At 71.5% G+C, this 17,040-nt stretch carries 18 protein-coding genes; 7 read left to right on the top strand and 11 right to left on the bottom strand.

The window, feature by feature from the left end:
- Positions 1–116 precede the first annotated feature (116 nt).
- From VSR01_RS00110 to VSR01_RS00125, 4 genes are all read right to left on the bottom strand, one after another.
- Positions 117–311 carry a hypothetical protein gene (locus tag VSR01_RS00110; RefSeq protein ID WP_326447240.1) on the bottom strand — a complete coding sequence of 65 codons (195 nt, stop codon included), beginning with the start codon at positions 309–311 and terminating at the stop codon, positions 117–119.
- A complete protein-coding gene (gene tpg / locus VSR01_RS00115; protein ID WP_326447241.1) occupies positions 311–868 on the bottom strand; it encodes a telomere-protecting terminal protein Tpg in 558 nt (185 codons plus the stop codon). Before tpg ends, VSR01_RS00110 begins: the two co-directional genes overlap by 1 nt.
- 3 nt (positions 869–871) lie before the next feature.
- Positions 872–3,118, bottom strand: coding sequence for a telomere-associated protein Tap (gene tap, locus VSR01_RS00120; protein ID WP_326447242.1), 2,247 nt, complete (start codon positions 3,116–3,118; stop codon positions 872–874).
- 222 nt (positions 3,119–3,340) lie between these two features.
- Entirely contained in the window at positions 3,341–3,616 is a 276-nt protein-coding gene (locus VSR01_RS00125; protein ID WP_326447243.1) for a hypothetical protein, read from the bottom strand.
- Between the two features lie 118 nt (positions 3,617–3,734).
- Here VSR01_RS00125 and VSR01_RS00130 point away from each other — a divergent pair, with 118 nt between their 5' ends.
- Positions 3,735–4,034, top strand: coding sequence for a hypothetical protein (locus VSR01_RS00130; RefSeq protein WP_326447244.1), 300 nt, complete (start codon positions 3,735–3,737; stop codon positions 4,032–4,034).
- Positions 4,035–4,283: 249 nt separating this feature from the next.
- Positions 4,284–5,252 carry a hypothetical protein gene (locus tag VSR01_RS00135; RefSeq protein WP_326447245.1) on the top strand — a complete coding sequence of 323 codons (969 nt, stop codon included), beginning with the start codon at positions 4,284–4,286 and terminating at the stop codon, positions 5,250–5,252.
- Positions 5,253–5,390: 138 nt separating this feature from the next.
- Here the strand turns inward: VSR01_RS00135 and VSR01_RS00140 are convergent, their stop codons facing one another.
- On the bottom strand, positions 5,391–6,089 hold the full coding sequence (locus tag VSR01_RS00140) for a hypothetical protein (RefSeq protein WP_326447246.1): 699 nt from the start codon (positions 6,087–6,089) through the stop codon (positions 5,391–5,393).
- 310 nt (positions 6,090–6,399) lie between these two features.
- Entirely contained in the window at positions 6,400–7,041 is a 642-nt protein-coding gene (locus tag VSR01_RS00145; RefSeq protein ID WP_326447247.1) for a 2'-5' RNA ligase family protein, read from the bottom strand.
- Between the two features lie 516 nt (positions 7,042–7,557).
- On the opposite strand from VSR01_RS00145, the gene VSR01_RS00150 reads away from it, so the two are divergent.
- A complete protein-coding gene (locus VSR01_RS00150; protein ID WP_326447248.1) occupies positions 7,558–7,734 on the top strand; it encodes a hypothetical protein in 177 nt (58 codons plus the stop codon).
- A 154-nt stretch (positions 7,735–7,888) separates the two neighbouring features.
- On the opposite strand, the gene VSR01_RS00155 is transcribed toward VSR01_RS00150, so the two are convergent.
- The 5 genes from VSR01_RS00155 to VSR01_RS00175 form a co-directional block, all read right to left on the bottom strand.
- The gene (locus VSR01_RS00155) at positions 7,889–8,812 is read right to left on the bottom strand and encodes a DUF721 domain-containing protein (RefSeq protein WP_326447249.1); all 924 of its coding nucleotides are present in this window, start codon (positions 8,810–8,812) and stop codon (positions 7,889–7,891) included.
- Complete coding sequence (locus VSR01_RS00160) at positions 8,809–10,338, bottom strand: transcriptional regulator (RefSeq protein WP_326447250.1); 1,530 nt, start codon at positions 10,336–10,338, stop codon at positions 8,809–8,811. Before VSR01_RS00160 ends, VSR01_RS00155 begins: the two co-directional genes overlap by 4 nt.
- Before the next feature lie 1,251 nt (positions 10,339–11,589).
- Positions 11,590–12,825 carry a tetratricopeptide repeat protein gene (locus tag VSR01_RS00165; protein ID WP_326447251.1) on the bottom strand — a complete coding sequence of 412 codons (1,236 nt, stop codon included), beginning with the start codon at positions 12,823–12,825 and terminating at the stop codon, positions 11,590–11,592.
- A gap of 242 nt (positions 12,826–13,067) precedes the next feature.
- Positions 13,068–14,324, bottom strand: coding sequence for a helix-turn-helix domain-containing protein (locus VSR01_RS00170; RefSeq protein ID WP_326447252.1), 1,257 nt, complete (start codon positions 14,322–14,324; stop codon positions 13,068–13,070).
- Positions 14,324–14,650 carry a putative quinol monooxygenase gene (locus VSR01_RS00175; protein WP_326447253.1) on the bottom strand — a complete coding sequence of 109 codons (327 nt, stop codon included), beginning with the start codon at positions 14,648–14,650 and terminating at the stop codon, positions 14,324–14,326. Before VSR01_RS00175 ends, VSR01_RS00170 begins: the two co-directional genes overlap by 1 nt.
- Before the next feature lie 832 nt (positions 14,651–15,482).
- Between VSR01_RS00175 and VSR01_RS00180 the strand changes: the two genes are divergently transcribed.
- The 4 genes from VSR01_RS00180 to VSR01_RS00195 all read left to right on the top strand — a co-directional run bounded on the left by VSR01_RS00180 (position 15,483) and on the right by VSR01_RS00195 (position 17,016).
- Entirely contained in the window at positions 15,483–15,890 is a 408-nt protein-coding gene (locus tag VSR01_RS00180) for an ATP-binding protein (RefSeq protein WP_326447254.1), read from the top strand.
- A gap of 125 nt (positions 15,891–16,015) precedes the next feature.
- Positions 16,016–16,291 (top strand): WhiB family transcriptional regulator, encoded by a 276-nt coding sequence (locus VSR01_RS00185; protein ID WP_326447255.1) that lies wholly within the window; start codon positions 16,016–16,018, stop codon positions 16,289–16,291.
- Positions 16,288–16,521: a hypothetical protein gene (locus VSR01_RS00190; protein ID WP_326447256.1), complete on the top strand. Its 234-nt coding sequence runs from the start codon at positions 16,288–16,290 to the stop codon at positions 16,519–16,521. The genes VSR01_RS00185 and VSR01_RS00190 overlap by 4 nt, the downstream gene beginning before the upstream one ends.
- Before the next feature lie 108 nt (positions 16,522–16,629).
- Entirely contained in the window at positions 16,630–17,016 is a 387-nt protein-coding gene (locus tag VSR01_RS00195) for a hypothetical protein (protein WP_326447257.1), read from the top strand.
- Positions 17,017–17,040 lie beyond the last annotated feature (24 nt).

Here is a 17,040-nt window from a genome sequence, read left to right on the forward strand (position 1 = left end):
CGACGTGCTTCCGCGAGCAGCGCATTTACGATGAGCGGCGCCCCTTCCCGGCAGCTCGAATGCCGGGAAGGGGCGCTGTCGTACGGCCGTTGCTGCCGGCTGGCTCGCCGGGGCGGTCAGTCGACGCCGTAGTCGATGATTTCGTCGTCGCTGTAGTCGTCCAGGATCTCTTCGACGGCGTCCCGGAGCTGCTGCGCGATGGCGTCGGCGACGTCCGGCGTGCAGATGATCTCCACGCTGACGTGCCGGAAGCCGGGGTCGTCTTCCTCTTCTTCGCCCTCGCTGGTGGGGGCCGGGTCGGTGGCGGTCATCAGAAGTCCAGTTCGATGTAGTCGATGTCGGTGAACTCCACCTCGAGGCCTTGGGCGCGGCGGCCGCGGTCCTTGAAGTAGATCTCCTGGAGGCCTTCGGCGGCGATGGCCTGGAGCTGCTGCTCGGTGGCGCCGGCGGCCTGCGCGTCGAACAGCCTGGCCGCGTAGGTGGGCGGCAGGTGCTGGGTGATCCGGCGGATCCGCCCGTCGTCCGTGCTGCCGGGGGCGGCGGTGAACCCGAACCTGGCGCGGGTCTCGATGACGATGCCGCCGCGGGAGGCGGCGTGCTTCTTCGCCCGCTGCTGCACGCGCGGCTGCCAGTCCTTGCGGACCTCGCGCTCCAGGCGGGCCGCCAGCTCCGCGCGGGGGCGGCGCAGGGTGCCCTTCAGGTAGCGCTCCACCGTCCGCTGCGTGACCTGGAGGCGGGCCGCAAGCGCGCGGGTGGAGCCCTTCTCCGCCTTGAGTAGGAACCGCATCTGCGCCTGCGCGGACTTCGGGATGGGCCGGGTCGCGGTGTTTGCGGTCGCCCGGGCCAGTGCGTCTTCGATCTCGCCCACGGTCTACTCCCCGTCGTCCAGCGCGCCGTCGCCTTTGATGTGCCGGGCCGGGTTGTGCTGCTGCTCCAGGAGCTCCACAGCCCAGAACAGCGGTTGCGTTCCCTCGTGCTTGACCATCCCCGGCGAGACGCCGAGCCGGAACGTGCCCGGCGCCGGCTTCCCGGCCGGGTCGTAGGGCAGGACGTCCAGCGGCGACGGACCCGGCGAGGGGTAGACGACGCAGTCCGACAGCAGCGCGATCGGCAGCAGCGCGTCCTGGTCGAACACCAGCGAGCCGGTCGGCGCGGGCTGGCCTTGCGTCGCCAGCGCGGTCTTCACCAGCTTGCGGTGCATGTTGACCCGGGCCGCCGAGATCACCGCCGCGCGGATGTCGGGCCGCCAGGTCGGGCGCTCCAACGCGGGCCACCGCTCGCCCGGCCGGTAGTTCGTGCCCTGCGGGCGCTCGCGCAGCTTGCCGATGCCGCCCTTCACTGTGGACTTGATCGCCGACAGCACCGCCGCCATGCCCGGGTCACTGGCCTTGTGGCCGGCCATCGCGTCCAGGAACGCCGCGGGCGTCAGGTCGGCGGTCACCCCGAGGTCGGCCATGGTGGCCTTGTACGCCTCCGCGAGGTGCTTGTACCAGGGATCCAGGTACGGGCTCGCGTCGCGCCGCAGGTACGCCTCGAGCGGGCGGAGCTCCACCGGCAGCCGGAACTGCTCGATCAGCTCGACCGCGTAGGCGACGGTCGGCGTGGCGTACCAGGCCGGGCCGGTCGGCCGGCGGCCGTGCGGCGTGAACGGCGACGGCAGACGCGGGTCCAGCTCGATCCCGGACAGATCCACCAGCCACGACCCCGGGACGGTCTTGTCGAACCGCGGCGCCTTCACGTGCTCCGGCGCCCCGAGACCGACCATCAACCGGTTCGCGGCCGCGAGGAACGCGGTGTTCACATCGACGCCGACCGCGAACGGCTTGCCGCACTCGGCATCGGTGAGCAGCTCCGGCTCTCGGATCCAGTCGAACGCTTCCTCATCGAGGACCTCGGCCGGGGTCCGCTCGTGGGTGCGGGGGAACAGCGCCGCGACGACGGGGTGTTCGTCGGGGGCCTCCGGCGGCGCCGGGTCCACCGCCGTGGTGAGTGAGCCGGGCACCGGCCCGGACACCCACGTGTCGGTCGCCTCGTCCCGGACGGCGCGGGTCGGCGGCCGCAGCGCCGTCATCAGCTCCAGGCCGGCGACCGCGGTGGAGCCGCGCGGGGTCAGCACCCTCGAGGCGTAGGCGGTCAGCACACGGGCGAGCTCCGCCGGCGGCAGCTGGTCGGCGTCGCCCCACGCGCGGGCGTCCAGGGCGTCCCACGGCAGGACGGCGAGCTGCACGCACTGCCGCTCACTGCCCCTGGCCGGGCGGTAGATCCGGGCCCACGGGCCGAACCCGCGCCGGGTCAACTGCCACTTCGCCTTCGTGATCTGCTTGACGACCTTGTGGTCCTCCGGCAGCCGCATCGCGCGGCAGTCCTCCAGGCGCTCCGGCAGCCCCAGCCGCGCGGCGGCCGCGGTGGTGAGGACGATCAGCGGGTCGGAGTCCTTCCCCGACCGGTGCAGCCGGCTCGCGCCGAGCTTCGCTTCGGCCAGCGTCCACTCCACCAACTCCGGCACCGACTTCGCCGGGCACTCCAGCACCAGGCCGCCCGCGCAGTACAAGGAGCCGTCGCCGTCCAGCACACCGAGCGGACCGTGCGCGAACCGCGGATCCACCGCAGCCGCCGACGACGGCGCGGCCGCGGCCTTCTTCGCGGTCGCCTTCTTCGCGGCCGGGCGGCGCGACGCAGACGTGCTCCTGGTCGTGCTCCCGGTGGCGGTCGCCGGGCGCGACGCGGCGGCCGAAGCAGCAGCGGGGGCGGGCGTGGCGGCCTGCTGGGCGTTCTCGTGGGCCGTCATCGCCGCAGCGTCGGCCGCGGGCCCTGTGGGCAGTGGTCGCGCTTCCGGCGCCTGCCGGGGCGCGTCGGCCGGCGCCGCGGGGAAACGTGCAGCGAGGCCTTCGAGCAGCCGCGCGTAGGCAGCGCGCTGCGGCGGCCGCGGCTCCCGCTGCCCCGCCTCCCAACTCCCCACCGCCTCACGGCGCGTCCCCAGAACGGTGGCGATCTGGGCCTGACTCAGCCCCGCGGCCTCCCGCAGCCGCCGGCGCTCAGCAGGTGGCGGCAAGGCATCGGACGGGACCTGTTCCAGCAGCGCATCAACCGCACTGAACAGCTCGTTCTCAGTGGGCAAAGGGCTCACCTCCATGTCGTACCCTATCACGAATCACACATGGATCACACATAGATCACACATAGATCACACATCAGCAACCGCCGCGCAAGTCGAGGGCCGTCGACGCGAAGCAGCCCGCCCTCGCTGAGCGAGGGCGGGCTGTACTGGTGTGTCGATGGGCCAGTAGGGTCCGATGGCCGTGGTCCCTCCCGCTTCCTTCGGGAGGGACCACAGCCTGGTCTACGCGATGGCCCTGCGCCCGTGCCTTTGGATGTTGACCATCTCCTGCAGCCTGCCGAGCGTCTGAAGAAGTGTGGTGTCCCCTTTCAGCTCGTCTGCCGGACGGTCCCAGTCGACGGGCAGGACCTCCGTCACCTTCATCCACTGCCGGGCCTTGACCTTGCTGCTGATGAGCCTGGTTGCAGCCAGGTTGGAGGCGGTGTGGACGACGGTCCAGTCCTGGCCCTCGCGCTTCTCGATGTGGAACCGCTGGGTCGCATCCTGATTGGCGGTCATATCGACCTGCTCTCTGTTGATTTGTCATGGTCCCTGCTGACATCAACCAATTTATAGACCCCTAGAAGACTCGTCAAGACCTCTAGAAAAGAATCTTGGAGACCTCTAGAATCCCGGTATGGACACCTCGCAGACCGAGCCCGCCGCTCTCGTCAAGGCCGCCGTCGAACAGGCCCTCGCCCTCCGCGATCCTTCGGAGCGGGCCCGCGCCATCACCGGCATCCTCGGAGTCGTCAAGGAAGCGAACCCCGAACTCAAGGCGGCACGTGAGGCCGATGTGCGCACGCTGCGCGAGACCCTCACCCTGCGCGAGGTCGGAGAGCGGACCGGCATGTCAACGGCCCGTGTCGACCAGATCGCCAAGGGGCGCGTCACCGGCCGCCGGGTCGGCAAGGACGCAGCCTCCACCGATCAGTAGCCAGGGACGCCGGCGGACTCGCTACCCGACGGGTGGCTGCTCCCTGGGGCTGAACCCGCGCCGCCACGCCGAACACCGAGGGCGAGGCCGGTACGCCGTGTCGCACGCTGGAGTGGTGCACTCCGTCGCCCGCGCCTGCAGCACCGGCTTCGAGCCGGCCTGCCCCGCCGAAGACTCGCCGCAGTGCCGCCGCGTAGCCGCCGCACGAAGACCGGCGCTGGCCGGGGCAGCCGCGGCGACGCCAGCGGCATGGACAGCGGCATGGACGTGAACGCGGTCATCGACCGGCTCGTCACCACCGCGCCGGGCGATTTCACCGCCGCCCGCAACGAGCAAGTCGCCGCCGCGCGGGCGGCCGGGGACGGGCAGGCGGTCTCCCGGCTGCGGGCGCTTCGCCGCCCCACCCTGGCCGCGTGGGCCTGCAACCTCCTGGCCCACCGACAACCCGACCAGACCGCGCAGTTCCTGGAGTTGGGCGAGCAGCTGCGGCGCGCGTACGAGGACCTGGACCCCGAGGCGATCCGGGCGCTCGGGGCGCAGCAGGGGCAGGTGATCTCCGCCCTGGCCCGCCAGGCCGCCCGCCAAGCCCGCGAGGCTGGCGGGCGGATCAGCGACACAGTGCTGCGCGAGATCGAGTCCACGCTGCGCGCCGCGCTCACCGACCCGGACGCCGCACGCCAACTCGCCGAAGGGCGCCTGCACACCGCACTCACCCCGCCCACCAGCCTGCCCACCCCCGGACCCCACCGCGACGGCGGCCGCGGCCGCCGTGACCGAGCCGGTGGAGCCGGTGGAGCCGGTGGAGCCGGTGGAGCCACCGACCGCGAGCGCCGCGACACGGCGGCCGCGAAGAGCCCGGCCCGCGGCGCCCGCGCCGGTCGGGCACACGAGCGTGAGCAGGCCCGGGCCCGCGCACGGGAGGAACGGCGCGCCGCCGCGCAGGAGCGCGCCGACGCCGCCCGACGCCACCTCCAGGAGGCCCAGGAGGAACTGGAGTCGGCCGGCGCCGCGGTGGAGGACGCGCGCGGCGCCCACGACCGGGCCCGCCAGGAGCTGGCCGACCTCGAGCAGCGACTCGAGGACGCGCGGGGCGCGGCCGCCGGCGCGCAGCAGCACCTGGACCAGGCCACCGACCGCGAGGCCCAAGCCCGCCAGGCCGCCGACCAGGCGAGCAAGGACGCCCGGCAGGCCGACCAGCAACTGCGCCGTCTCCGCTGACTGCCGCCGGCTGTTCGGCTCGGTCAGGGCTTCAGGGCGACCTCGGGGCTGGTCTCGGTGGGCAGCACCTGGTCGTGGCAGCCGCCGAGAATCTTGCTCATCGCGGTCTTCTCCGCGGGGGGTGATCCACAGTGGGGCTCAGATGGAGGGTGTGGCCTGCCCGGCGTCGACCCGCTCGTCAAGCACAAGGGTGTGCCCCGGCTCGCTGACGCTGTCGGCGTCAAGCTCATGGAGCCATGTCTCGAACCGCTTGTACAGCGGGCCGCACGCTCTGCGGTTCGGGTCAGTGTCCATAAGCGCCAGATACGCGTTCCTGTTCCCCCATGCGCCGTTCCAGAGCTCTTCAAGGATGGTGACGAGATTGTCGCCGGATACGTCTACCGTCTGCATGCCGTTGTCTAGCTTGACGATGCGTCCTGGCGCCAGGTTGGGGTCCTTCTTGAAGAGGTTCTCCTTCTTGTCCGGCCCACTGAGACCTGACTCGTCCCGCGGAACACTGGTGAGCCATTCCGGCGACCAGGCGCCGAAGGCCCTGCGGGCAAGGAAGGCCCACGTGTCTTCGTGGCAGGTCAGCGACACGTACGAGACGGTGGCGGCCTTGTCCATCACCTCAAGGTGGGCGCGGAAGAGGTACCCGTAGGTCTCCTCCCGCCTGGCCTTCTCCTCCTCTTTCTCCTGCTGCTTCTGCTGCGCGACCTGTTCCTGCTCGGCCTCCTTTTGGAGTTTCGCCCTGCGGTCCTCCTCCCTCCAAGCTTTCTCCTGCTCCCATTTCTCAGCCTGGATCTTTCGCTTCTGCTCCTTATCGGCTTTCCATTGTTCAAGCAGAGTCTTGATCATGTGCCCTCCAGGATGCGTACGGTGACGTCCCATGGTCTCGCTGTGTCCCTGCGGAGGTGGGCGAACAGCGCACATGACCAGTCCCACCCGGCCATTTCCCGCCAAAGCTGACGCTGTCGCGACGGGTGGCCACAACCCGCGCCGCTGCCGCGGTGTCTCCGGCGGGGTCGTGGTCGCAGACCACGCTCGGGCTGTGAGCTGCGTCGACTGTGGCTCATGCCGACCGCGGGACGGCAGGAGCGCGCCGACGCCGCCCGACGCCAACTCCAGGAGGGGCAGGAGGAACTGGAGGCGGCAGCCGCCGCGCAGCTCAGAGGGCGGCGGGCGGGGTTCCCAGCGGCACGGTGGCAAGGGGCTGCCACACGATCCTGTGGTGGGTGTGCCACTGCTCCACCAGCGTCAGGGCCGGGAAGACGATCCTGGCCTCCTCGCCGGTTGTGTCGGAGAGTTCGGCTTTGAGGATGGCGCGGTCCGCGGTGCCGGCTGCGCTGCCGGCGTAGGCGATCGTGATGTGCGGGTGGTAGACCTCCGGGATCAGCGGCCAGCGGTCGCCGACCACCCGCTGCGTCGCTCTCCAGGTCGCCTCCCACAGCCGCCGGGCGGCTTCGCCCGGCCGGCCCGGGCGGCTGATCGCGACCGTGCCGATCGTCGGCCGGTCGAAGACCAGCTCCACCGGCTGCTCGCCGGCCGTCGCCTCGCGGACTTCCTGCACGATGGCGTCGATCTCCTGATCGGTGACGCTGTCGCGCGGCCCGGAGTGCAGCACGGTCGTGTGCAGCCACCGTGGCGGCACCGCCTCGAGCCCGGGGGCCCGCAGCAGCTCGCCGAAGTCGTCGAGCAGGAGCTTGCGGGCCTGCTCCACCGAGGGCGGCAGCAGATGCCAGTGCAAGTCGCGCCTGCCGGCCGGCCACGGATGCTCCCGGGCCTCCACTGCTGCGAAGAAGTCCTGCACGCCCGCCCCTTCCTGTCGACCGTTCCCAGCGACCGTATCCCCCTGCCGCCCGCGGCGGAGCCGATGCAGTCAGCTCCGCCGCACGATCACCGGCTGGCCCGTCGGCGACGTCGACGTGCCCCTGGCGGTGCTCGCCGGGCGGGGCGCGGCGGCGCGGCGTCACGGCTGTTCTCCCACGCCAACCACCCTCTGCCGAGCAGGCGCTCGGGGGGTGGCCGCCTGCTCACAAGGGACGGGAAGTACACAGTTTGAATTGAAGCGAAGGATAGATGCCGTATCTCCCAGAACCGTACCGAAGGTCGGTTTGCTGGCTGCGGTCGGAGACCGGTAGAAGGGCGGAGGGCCCGATCACCTTCCTCAATGGAGAGTTGGGCCCGGCGACTCGTGCTGTACGGGCCCGGCTTCCCTGCGAGGGATGTGCCGGGCCTTCGCCTTGTCGGCCCGGAAGGACGGGCCTTTCCGTCGTGACCCGCCAGATCCCGGCGGACAGGCCCCGGACCCGAAAGGGCCTTGGAGTTGACCGTACACATCGGCGGCCTGGCGGCTGCCGTCATCGCCGTCGCCATAGGCATCGGCGTGCTCGTTTACCGCGGAACCCCGCCCGCGGCCGCGAACGGTACCGGCGCCGGCACATCGCGCGGCGAGCGCTTGGCCAACGCCGTTGCGGCCGCGGCCGCCGCCGGCGGGCTCTAGCCGCTCTCGCCAGCACCGTCTCCGTGACCGGGCAGGCGCCGCCCGCCCCGCTCGCCCCGGCGACAGCGCCCGCCGTCCCTACCCCGGCATCGACCACCATGCCGACCTCCACGGCCGGGTAGCCCCGGCGGCGCCGGGCAGGTGAGCCGGCAGCTCACGCCGTACGCCGGACATCCGCGGCGGCCGGAACTGCAGAGACACGTCCGGCGCGTTCGGCGGCGAGGCGTTGCAGGGCCCGGGCCCGGGTGTGGTCCGGCGAGGTCTGCCGGGCCGCGCGGGCGCGCAGTTCCTCGAGGGCGGCCTGCCCGTCGCGGAAGGCTCCTTCCGGCTCACGGCCGTTCCGCAGGGCCTGGTCCTGTCGCTCGATCGCGGCGCGGACCGCCGGGGCGAGCCGGTCGTTCTGCTCCGCCTTGGCGGCCTGGTGGGCGGCGAGCGCCTGCCGGTAGCCGCCGGAGGCGTCCTCGCGGGTGCGCACCGGCCCGGCTTCCGGCGGCTGGCCCGCAGGCGCGGCGGCCCGCGGGTCGGGGAGGTTCTGCCCGCTGCCGGGGGCCAGGATCCGCAGGGAGTGCACCGGCCCTGACTGCCGGTCGCCTTGCTGTCGCTGCGAGGGGTCGTGCAGCGCGGTGTTGATCCGCTTGATCAGGGTGCCGCTGTGCAGGCGGAGTTGGGTGGCGTAGGCCGGGGACGACGGCACCAGGTCCAGGGCCCCGGTCGGTGCGTCGAAGCGGCCGATGCGGACGTGGCCGGCGAGTTCGGGGGCGATGTCGGGCCAGCGGTCGGCCAGGGTTCCGCCGGCGGCGGGGGCCTGCCAGCCGCGTGATTCCATGAGCGCGGCGAGTGCGGCCGCGAACGACAGCGGCTCGCGGCCGTCACCGCGCGGCGTCCTCTTGCGGACCCGGGCGCCGCCGGGCTTGGCCGGTGCGGCGCCCCGGTTCTTTGCCGCCAACCGGGCAGCCTGCAAGGCCCTGCGGGCAAGGTCCGCGCCCGAGGCGGCTCCCGCTTCTTCCGCTGGCGGTCCGGCGGGTGGTCCGGCCGGCAGGCTCGGCTCGGTGGTGGCCACGCCGGTGGTGGTGGTCATGTCGTCCTCCCGGGCCGGTAGGGAGCAACGAGGGTGCTGCGGACGGGGTTGAGGACCTGGTCGACCAGGACGTTGCTGTACAGGCGCCGGGCGTAGGCCTCGCCGGCCTCTTCGACGGCCCAGGTGATCAGTGCGGGGTTGGCCTGGGCTGCGGCACGCAGGTCGGCCACCTCGCCCCTGCTGAGCTGCTCCAGGTCGGACAGGGCGGCCGGAGCGTCGTCGTCGCGGATCTCCGCGAGAACGGGGTGCTGGCGCAGCTCGTGCCTGCGGAGGTCGTCCACTGCGGCGTCGACCATGCGTCGCACGCCGGCAGCTGCTGGTGCTCGCCAGGTGCCCTCGTTGCGTTCCTGCCGGTCGCGGACCTGCGTGATGCGGTCCTTACGGGCGGCGTCCACGGCGGCGTTGCGGTGGTCGACCTGCATCTGGCGCTGCTGGCGGGTGGTCCAGCCGGGCATGGCGGCCATGCCGCGCAGCCGGGCCGCGAGGAACCCTGAGGCGCGCCGTATGCCGCCGGGCGGCTCCTGCCGCAGGTCCAGGGCCGCCAGGACCTCATCGGCGCTCCAGCCGGCGTCGGAGACCTCGCCGACCACCCACGCGATCCGGGCCTTGTCGGCCGGGCGCAGCCACGGCACTCGCCGCATCAGCTCTCCGGCCAGGGAGAACCGCTGCCCGGTCTTGTTGCGCTTTCGCGGCCCGCGCTTGGCCTTCTTCGGGTGGGACGACTTGCGCTGCCCGCTTGCGAGCTTGTCCTCAGAGGGATCAGGGGTACTACCGGCAGTGGAGACAGTTGAGGAACCACCCTGCATTGGGGTGCAACGGCTATCGCCCGAATCCGCGCCCGAGACCGCCTCCTGGCGGCTGTTCCCGGCCTCAGTCGCATCCTGCTCCGGTGCCGGCAGCGAGGCCTTCGCCGACGTCGACAGCGTCTTCTTCTTCGGCTTGCGGACCTTCCGCGCGGCCTTCTTCGCCAGCGTCGCCATCGAGGCCCGGCCCGCTTCACCGATCCCGGCGACCGCCCGCGTGTAGTCCGGCGCCGCCTCATGCCGCTGCACCGTGCGGATCCCCAGCGCCGCGTCGAACGCCGGCGGCACCATCAGCACGAACTCGCTCGCCTTCCGGTCTCCGCCCTTCTCCCGGGTGCCCTGGAACACCCACACCAGCAGGCCCGTCTCCCGCAGCATCCGCAGGTGGTTCTCCACCGACCGCTTGCACAGACCCGTGCGCGCCATCAGCAGCTCGATCCCGGGACGGGGCTGGAGGAACTTCGCCAGCTCCTGGGCAACGCGGACTGTCGTGGGGCCGAACGAGCGCGGCCCGGACTTGTGGTGCCGCCTTGGCAGGTACAGCCCGCTGCCCGCCACCCAGTGCACCGCCTGCATCCAGCTGTAGCTGTCGCACGCGAGCCGCGATGACGTCGCCGACAGCCACTGCTCCGCCTCCGGCACGAACAACTCCGGCAGCGCGTCGACCGCGCCTCCGACCGGCAGGCCGGGACGGCGCGGCGACGGAACCCGCACAGCGGCCATCGCCGCCGCGGTACTCACCGGCCCACCCGGGCCACGAGCGGGGCACAGATCATTCGGCGACCGTGGACCAGGCCGCCTGTGGATAGAGGACGCGAACTACGGACCGCGCGCGGCCCGCCTGTGGACGAAGGAGTGCTCACGCCCTCTACAGGTGTCGCCGCGATCGACGGTGTGACGCCGGTGAGCGACGAATCTCGATCAGCCGCGCAGGCCGGCCCGGGGACACCACAACGTGTGATGTCCGCCACGGTGTAACTGCGGCAAGGCCGCTCGGATGGCTGAAACGACAGAGTCAGGGCACGCCAGAACTGGCGCACCCACCGGTGCCCGTGCAAAATGACAGACGCCTCCTTCCAACGGATGAGGGCATGACGAAGCCCCGCGGGTGCTTCGTGGATCTCCGGCAGAGATCAACTGTTCGACCGGCGCCAACCGGCGAACCACGGGAGAGCCGCCAAGCTCTCCGGTGACATGTGGGCGTGAGCGAGGGTCCAGCTCGTCACGCCAGGGCGGCCAAGCCGCCCGCAGACCTAGGTCATCCCGGCCCCCTCAATCCAGAGGCGGAGACCGGGATGTTCTGCGTTCGGACAGCACGAACGCCCCGGCGAAGGGGCAGCAACCTGTGGCTGCTGGCCCCACGGCGGGGTGCGGTGTCGTCGGCGCTGGGTACGGGTACCCTGATCACGTCGGCGCCCTCCTTCGCGATAAAGGGTGCTCGGCACTGGCTCTGGACCCCTCGCCGGGTCCTCGGCCCTGTGGCCCCTCCCGGCTTCCCCAAGCCGGTCGACGGGGCCACTTCCATTTTGCGTTTTTGATCAACGTTCGGGGTCACCCTACCGTTCCCTCGACACGCAGCGTGCGCGGGGGCATGACGTGTCGTCACCACAGGTGCGGGCATGGGAAACATCCTCGGGCCCGCGACCAGGCGTGCGGGCCGCCCGAGCCGAACGGGCGCGCCTGGTCCCGCCAGACGCGTACTGACCTTCCACCAGGTCCCGCCGTACGAGACAGGGTTGCTGACCACGCCCACTACCTCCCCTCCGATGCGCGAGAACGCGACCGTACGACCGTGGATGCCGGCTTGCCTACACACCTCGAGGTGGGTATCCAACGGCAAGCCCGGACCGTAGCGCGCGGCTGCGCCGGTGGCTACAAACCATTTGCTTTGCAAACCCCTCGTTGCAGCGCTCTGACCTGGGACGTTCGGGCCGGAAAAAATTTCCGACGAGAAGAGCCCCGCCCGGTCTGGTGTCACTGGCCACCTCGTAGCTCTCGCAGGTGAGCGACGAACTCGCGCGCCTCGTCGGCGTGACCGTACTGGGCTTGGAGGACCTGCCCGAGGTCCGCCGCGACCATTGCCAGCGACGGCAGCGAGCGGCGGGTTCCGCTCAGCGCCTGCTCCCCGAACGCCAGCGCCGTGTCGAGGTCGCCTTCCCGGGCCGCGACGACTCCCAGCGTCACCCGGGCCTCAGCGATGCGCATCGGCGCCCGCTCCGCCCCGTCGAAGTCCGTGCTCGCCCGGATGACCTCGCTGGCCAGCTGCTCCGCGAGGCGGTTCTCGCCGACCCTGCGCAGGGCGTCCATCCGATAGAAGTCGTACTTCCCCGGGTCCACCACGAAGTGGTTCTCGATGTTCTCCGGATACGGCAGCCGCTCGAGCAGCTGGCGGCCCTTGTCGAGCGCCACCTCGGTCTGCGTCCGGTCCCCTATCCGCGCCCACGCCTTGGCCTGCTGCGCGTACAGCTGCGCGGCCACGCTCTCGTTCGGCGCCACGGCGATGCCGGCCTCCGCGGCCGCGATGACGCCGCGGTAGTCGCCCCGGGTCAGCGCGAACCAGGCACGCATCTCGTGCGCCCACCCCTGCACGCTCAGCTCCCCGGCCTCCTGGCCGAGCATCAGCGCGGCCTGCCGGGTTGCCTCCGCGTCCCGCGGCCGCCCCGAGTCGTACTCCACACAGCCCACCAACAGCGACAGCTTGCCAGCGAGCGCGATGATCTCGCGGTGCTGCGCCAGGCTCACCCGCTGGTGCTGGAGACCGACGACACGCGCCAGCCAGGCCTTGCCCTCCAAGAGCAGTTGGTCAGCGGGCATGTAGGCGTACTCGCAGCACAAGCGGTCCGCGGTGATGCGCAGTGCATCCAGCGTCGCGGTGTCGACGTCGGAGGCCCGCAGACGGGCGATGATGTCCACGGTGTCCATGCCGCTGACCTGCAACACTTCCGCCCGCCCGTCGCGGCGGCCGCGCTCGGGGAAGAACGCACCCGTGGTGGTGCCGAAGGTCTGAGCGATGGCCGACCGGTACTTCACCGGCTGCGCGTCCCCCGCCTCCCAGCGCTTCCACTGCCGCAGCAGGTCATGCTCGCTGACTTCCTGGTCATCGGGGAGGCGGGCCATCAGTGCGCGTACCGCGTCGGTCTGCGACCAGTCGCGTGCGGCGCGCTCCTCAACCATCCGGCGTGCCCAGTCGGGACGTTCGTCAGCAGCCATGGCTCCCCTTCCCCGTGCGCGGCATGTGGCGCAGCCAGCCCCGAACCGGGGAGCGCCCGCACAGCGCTGGCTGGCCCTTCCGGTGCCGAGCATGGCACGCAGCCACGAACGTGCGGAGGTGACAAGCGCCGGTGACATCTCAGATGTCACCCCCACTTGTCACTTTCCGTAGCTGAAATCCCAGAGCACGGTGATCGCCAGTCCGCACGACGGAGGAGGCGTTCACCGTGACCGGCACGTGCTTAGTCAAGAGCGTCCGCCCGTTCCGCCAGCGCGAGCAGCTCTCGTGGCGCATTCGGGCCGGCAATCAGCACCAGCTCACGGATCGTCGCGCGCGAGGCGTGGTGCGTCTGGATCGTCTCGGGAGCTACGGCTTCCGCGCGCAGCAGGCAGTCGAGGGCCTCGCCCCCGTGGCGCCTCTGCGCGTGCGCTCGCCCCAGGTCCATCAGCAACCGCCCCTGACGCTCAGGCGAGAGGTCGTCGGCGTTGATACCGAGGCCGATGTCCAGCGCCTCGCCGGCATCACCGAGGTCGACGGCGGTGCTCACGGCCTGGATCTCAACGTTGACCGGGCCGAATTCCAGATTGAAGTCGTTCCGGTTCTCACCCAGCCGGGCCGCGATGTCACGCGCCCGGGCGATCTCCTCTTTGGCTTCGGCACGGGCGCCTGCGCGCGCGTGCACCAGGGCCAGGGCCAGGTGCAGCGAGCCGAGAACCGACAGGGCCGGCGGGGTGTCGACAGCCTGGTCTTCCAGGGCGTTGATCGCGGTGCGGGCCGCGTGCTCAGCCTGCCCGAGGCTCCGCAGCCGTACGAACGCCTGAACCATGCGGAAGACGCTGGCGCAGACGTGGAGCGGGTCTCCCGACCGTTCCGCGGCGAAGACCGCGCGATCGGCTGCCACCCAGGCCGCGTCAGCTTCGTCCTGCCGCACGAATGCAGCGGACAGCGCCTGGTAGGCCCGCGAGAGCAGCAGGTGCAGCTCGGTCCTGTGCTGCTCCTGGGCCGTGCGGGCGACGCGCTCGAGCTCGGGGAGCAGGTCCGCGGCGAGGGTGCTGACCTGCGCAAGCTGCCCGGCGTGCGTGAGCTCCCACAGGTCGTCGACGTCTCCCCGCAGCGCGTCCAGCGGCCGGTCGGACTCCTCACCCGCGCCGGACAGCAGGGTACGAAGAGCGGGGTGGCCGGAGATCAGCCGCCGGGTCTCGTCCAGGTCATTGGACAGGGACAACGGGGCGGGCGCCGATGACTGCCCGCCGAGGTCTGCCGGCGCACTGGGCCGCAGCTGCTGTACCGACACCGCGAGTTCGTCGGCCAGCTGCTGGAGCAGGTCGACGCGCTGGACAGGCTGCACCCCGCGCTCTACCTGCGACATCCAGCTGCTCGTCTTGCCGAGCGCCGCTGCGAGTTCAGTCTGAGTGCGCCCCCGCTCCTTGCGGAACTTCTGGACGCGCTGCCCGAAGGCGCGGTCTGCTGGGTCGACATCTCTTCCGGTCGGCTTCATCACCCCTCCGATCCGGGGCGCTTGCTGAGGCTCGGCAGCTCGTTGAGGAACGTCACCTCGGTCCCCGCCAGGAACTGCTCGCGTGCGGCGAGGAAGTGCCTGGTGTGCGCCTGGTCCTCGTGTGCCTGGAACGCCGCTTGGTCGGCGTAGAGCTCGTAGAAGACCCGCACCAGCGGTTCATTGACCGGTGTGTGCACGGCGTATACGAGCGTGCCGGGCTCGGTGCGGATGCCGGCTGCGGTCTGTGCGACCAGCTCATCGAACTGCTGGGCAGCGGCGGTGTCTCGCAGGGTGAAGCGCACTACCAGTGCGTATCCGCTGGGCACGGGGCTGCCTTCCTCTCTCTGTCGCGTCGTCACGGACACATTCTCACACTAGGCGCTGTAGTGCTAGATAGCACTTGAGGTGTTGACTCGCACTTATAGTGCTACTACCTTCGAGGTGTAGCGCCCGGACCTCCCGCGTGGTGAGGAAAGGCAGCGCTCGTTCCTTGAGAACTCCACAGCGTGATCCACCACCTCGTTCGAGGGCTGTGACCAGGCCGGCCCGGTGAGTGGAGACCCGTCGTGAGGCGCCATTACCGCTGGTGGTGGCAGCTCGGCACGGATGTTGACCCGTCAGGTGCTCATTGCTGGCGGAGAGTCCGGAGGGCCGGCAGCCCCGCGACGTTAAAGAACGACGCGGCACACCTTGATCGCCTAGCGCACGTCCGGATGGATCTCCCGGACGGTGCCCGCGGTCCGCGTCAGTAGGAGATCCGGCACCACTCACCTGGAGGTGCCGCGCAGCTTTCGCAGCGTTCCTGTGCTGCCCGTCTTCGCCGCCCGCATCGCACGGGGCGGCGCTGGCGGGGGATGCAGGACCGACACGCACCAATGCGAAGGCCCCGGGGTTGCAGCCCGGGGCCTTTGTCGTCGGCCACTCCAGCCCAGCTCATCACCAGAGAGTCGAGTAGGAGTGCGACCTTGACGTACATCATGACATCCCCCGCGCCGGTCGTGCGCGGGGACAGCGACCCGGACATGGACGAAGCACTGCGCCGTGTCCGGCAGGACCAGAAGGGCGGCGGAGCGCGGTGACCGCGCCGGCCTCCGCCACGACGTACGGCACGGGCACGATGACCGAGCAGGGCAGGCGCTTCCGGCCTCGGTCCCGGGCTTGTACCTGCGTCACCGGCCAGGCGGGTTCACCGCGCACATCACGGCGTCCGAGCACAGCCTGGCCACGGTGCGGCACCTGACCGCGGACGTCCTCCAGTTCCACGGCGCCGACCTTGAGTCGGCCGGCACCGCGCAGCTTGTGCTGTCCGAACTGGTCGGCAACGCGGTGCGCGCCTGCGGGTCGCACGCCCCGCTGGTCGTGGAGATCTACACGGGCCGCGATGGCATCACGGTGGCCGTGCACGACCCGGCTCCGGAGCTGCTGCCGCACCGCACCGCCGCCGGCGACCTGGCGGAGTCCGGGCGCGGCCTGGTTCTGCTGGATCTGCTCGCCCCCGGCTGGACCGTCGACCGCAGCCCGGTCGGCAAGCAGATCCGCTGCCGCCTGGTCGCGGACACGAAGTAGCGCACCGGGCCGGGGCGGCCGGGAGGTCAGCCCGCTGATGGTGTGCACGCCGCGCCGGAGGGCCGCGATCACCGCGCCCGCCCCGGCCTCCGCTGAACCCCTGACTGATCACCACGGAGGAAACCATGGACTGGCGACACCGCGCCGTGTGCCGTACCGAGGACCCCGAGCTGTTCTTCCCGGCCAGCAACGCGGGCATCGCGCTGCTGCAGATCGAGGAGGCCAAGAGCGTGTGCCGGCGCTGCCCGGTGATGGACCAGTGCCTGCAGTGGGCGCTGGAGAACGGCCAGGAGCACGGCGTGTGGGGCGGCCTGTCGGAGGACGAGCGACGCAGCATGCGCCGCCGCGCGGCCCGCAACCGCGCCGCCAACCGCGCGAAGAACCAGGAGGCGTCGGCATGAGGATCAGCCTTCGCCGTCAGGCCCCGTACCGGGACTGGACCGCCGCCGACTACGACTCCTTCGAGGTCCTGGTCGCCGCCGGAGTCCGCCGCCCCGCGGCCCGCGTCTCCCGCGCCCGCGCCTCCCGCCCGGTGCGCCGGGCGGTGCGCGCCGCACTGCGCAGCACCCACGGCCGGGCCGGCCGCCACGCGCGGCCGGCCACCGAGCCGCTGCACAGCCCCGCCAACTGACCTGCATCGTCTGTCGGTTGCCTCCCCCGCCCGTCCCGCCACCCGCGGGGACGGGCGGGGCAGAGGGGAGCCGGACAGCCCGGACCACCGCAACCCGAAGGAGGCGCCGTGGCCGACCAGTCGCGCCAGCAGCGCACCGCCGACACCGCCCCGCGCAGCACCCGCTACAAGGCGGGCGACTACGTCCTGTACCGCGACGCGGAGAAGTTCTGGACCGGCAAGCCGGGCCACACCACCATCTGCAAGGTGGAGCGCGGCCGGATCAACTACAACTCCGGCGAGACGATGTACGACCTGCTCGAGGTGGCGACCCACCGCCACCTGTTCGCGCACCCCGACTACATGCGGCTGCTCCCGGCGGTCGACGCGATGCACGACATCGACACCGCGCCGCTGAGCGAGCCCGACGCCGGGGCGATGTCCCCGGCCGCCGTCGCGTGGCTGCGCCGGGCCGTGCAGGCCAACACCGGCCGCCAGCCGCAGCTCCCGCGCTGACGCGAGGCGGTCTTCCTCGGCACT

It is taken from the genome of Actinacidiphila sp. DG2A-62 (assembly GCF_035825295.1).
GTDB lineage: Bacteria > Actinomycetota > Actinomycetes > Streptomycetales > Streptomycetaceae > Actinacidiphila.

Bases quoted from the DNA above. Each gene is read 5' to 3' on its own strand.
- VSR01_RS00155 (WP_326447249.1), bottom strand. From the start codon at position 8,812: ATGACCACCACCACCGGCGTGGCCACCACCGAGCCGAGCCTGCCGGCC.
- VSR01_RS00170 (WP_326447252.1), bottom strand. From the start codon at position 14,324: ATGAAGCCGACCGGAAGAGATGTCGACCCAGCAGACCGCGCCTTCGGG.
- VSR01_RS00190 (WP_326447256.1), top strand. From the start codon at position 16,288: ATGAGGATCAGCCTTCGCCGTCAGGCCCCGTACCGGGACTGGACCGCC.
- VSR01_RS00185 (WP_326447255.1), top strand. From the start codon at position 16,016: ATGGACTGGCGACACCGCGCCGTGTGCCGTACCGAGGACCCCGAGCTG.
- VSR01_RS00140 (WP_326447246.1), bottom strand. From the start codon at position 6,089: ATGATCAAGACTCTGCTTGAACAATGGAAAGCCGATAAGGAGCAGAAG.
- VSR01_RS00125 (WP_326447243.1), bottom strand. From the start codon at position 3,616: ATGACCGCCAATCAGGATGCGACCCAGCGGTTCCACATCGAGAAGCGC.
- VSR01_RS00135 (WP_326447245.1), top strand. From the start codon at position 4,284: ATGGACAGCGGCATGGACGTGAACGCGGTCATCGACCGGCTCGTCACC.
- VSR01_RS00110 (WP_326447240.1), bottom strand. From the start codon at position 311: ATGACCGCCACCGACCCGGCCCCCACCAGCGAGGGCGAAGAAGAGGAA.
- VSR01_RS00160 (WP_326447250.1), bottom strand. From the start codon at position 10,338: ATGGCCGCTGTGCGGGTTCCGTCGCCGCGCCGTCCCGGCCTGCCGGTC.
- VSR01_RS00130 (WP_326447244.1), top strand. From the start codon at position 3,735: ATGGACACCTCGCAGACCGAGCCCGCCGCTCTCGTCAAGGCCGCCGTC.
- VSR01_RS00165 (WP_326447251.1), bottom strand. From the start codon at position 12,825: ATGGCTGCTGACGAACGTCCCGACTGGGCACGCCGGATGGTTGAGGAG.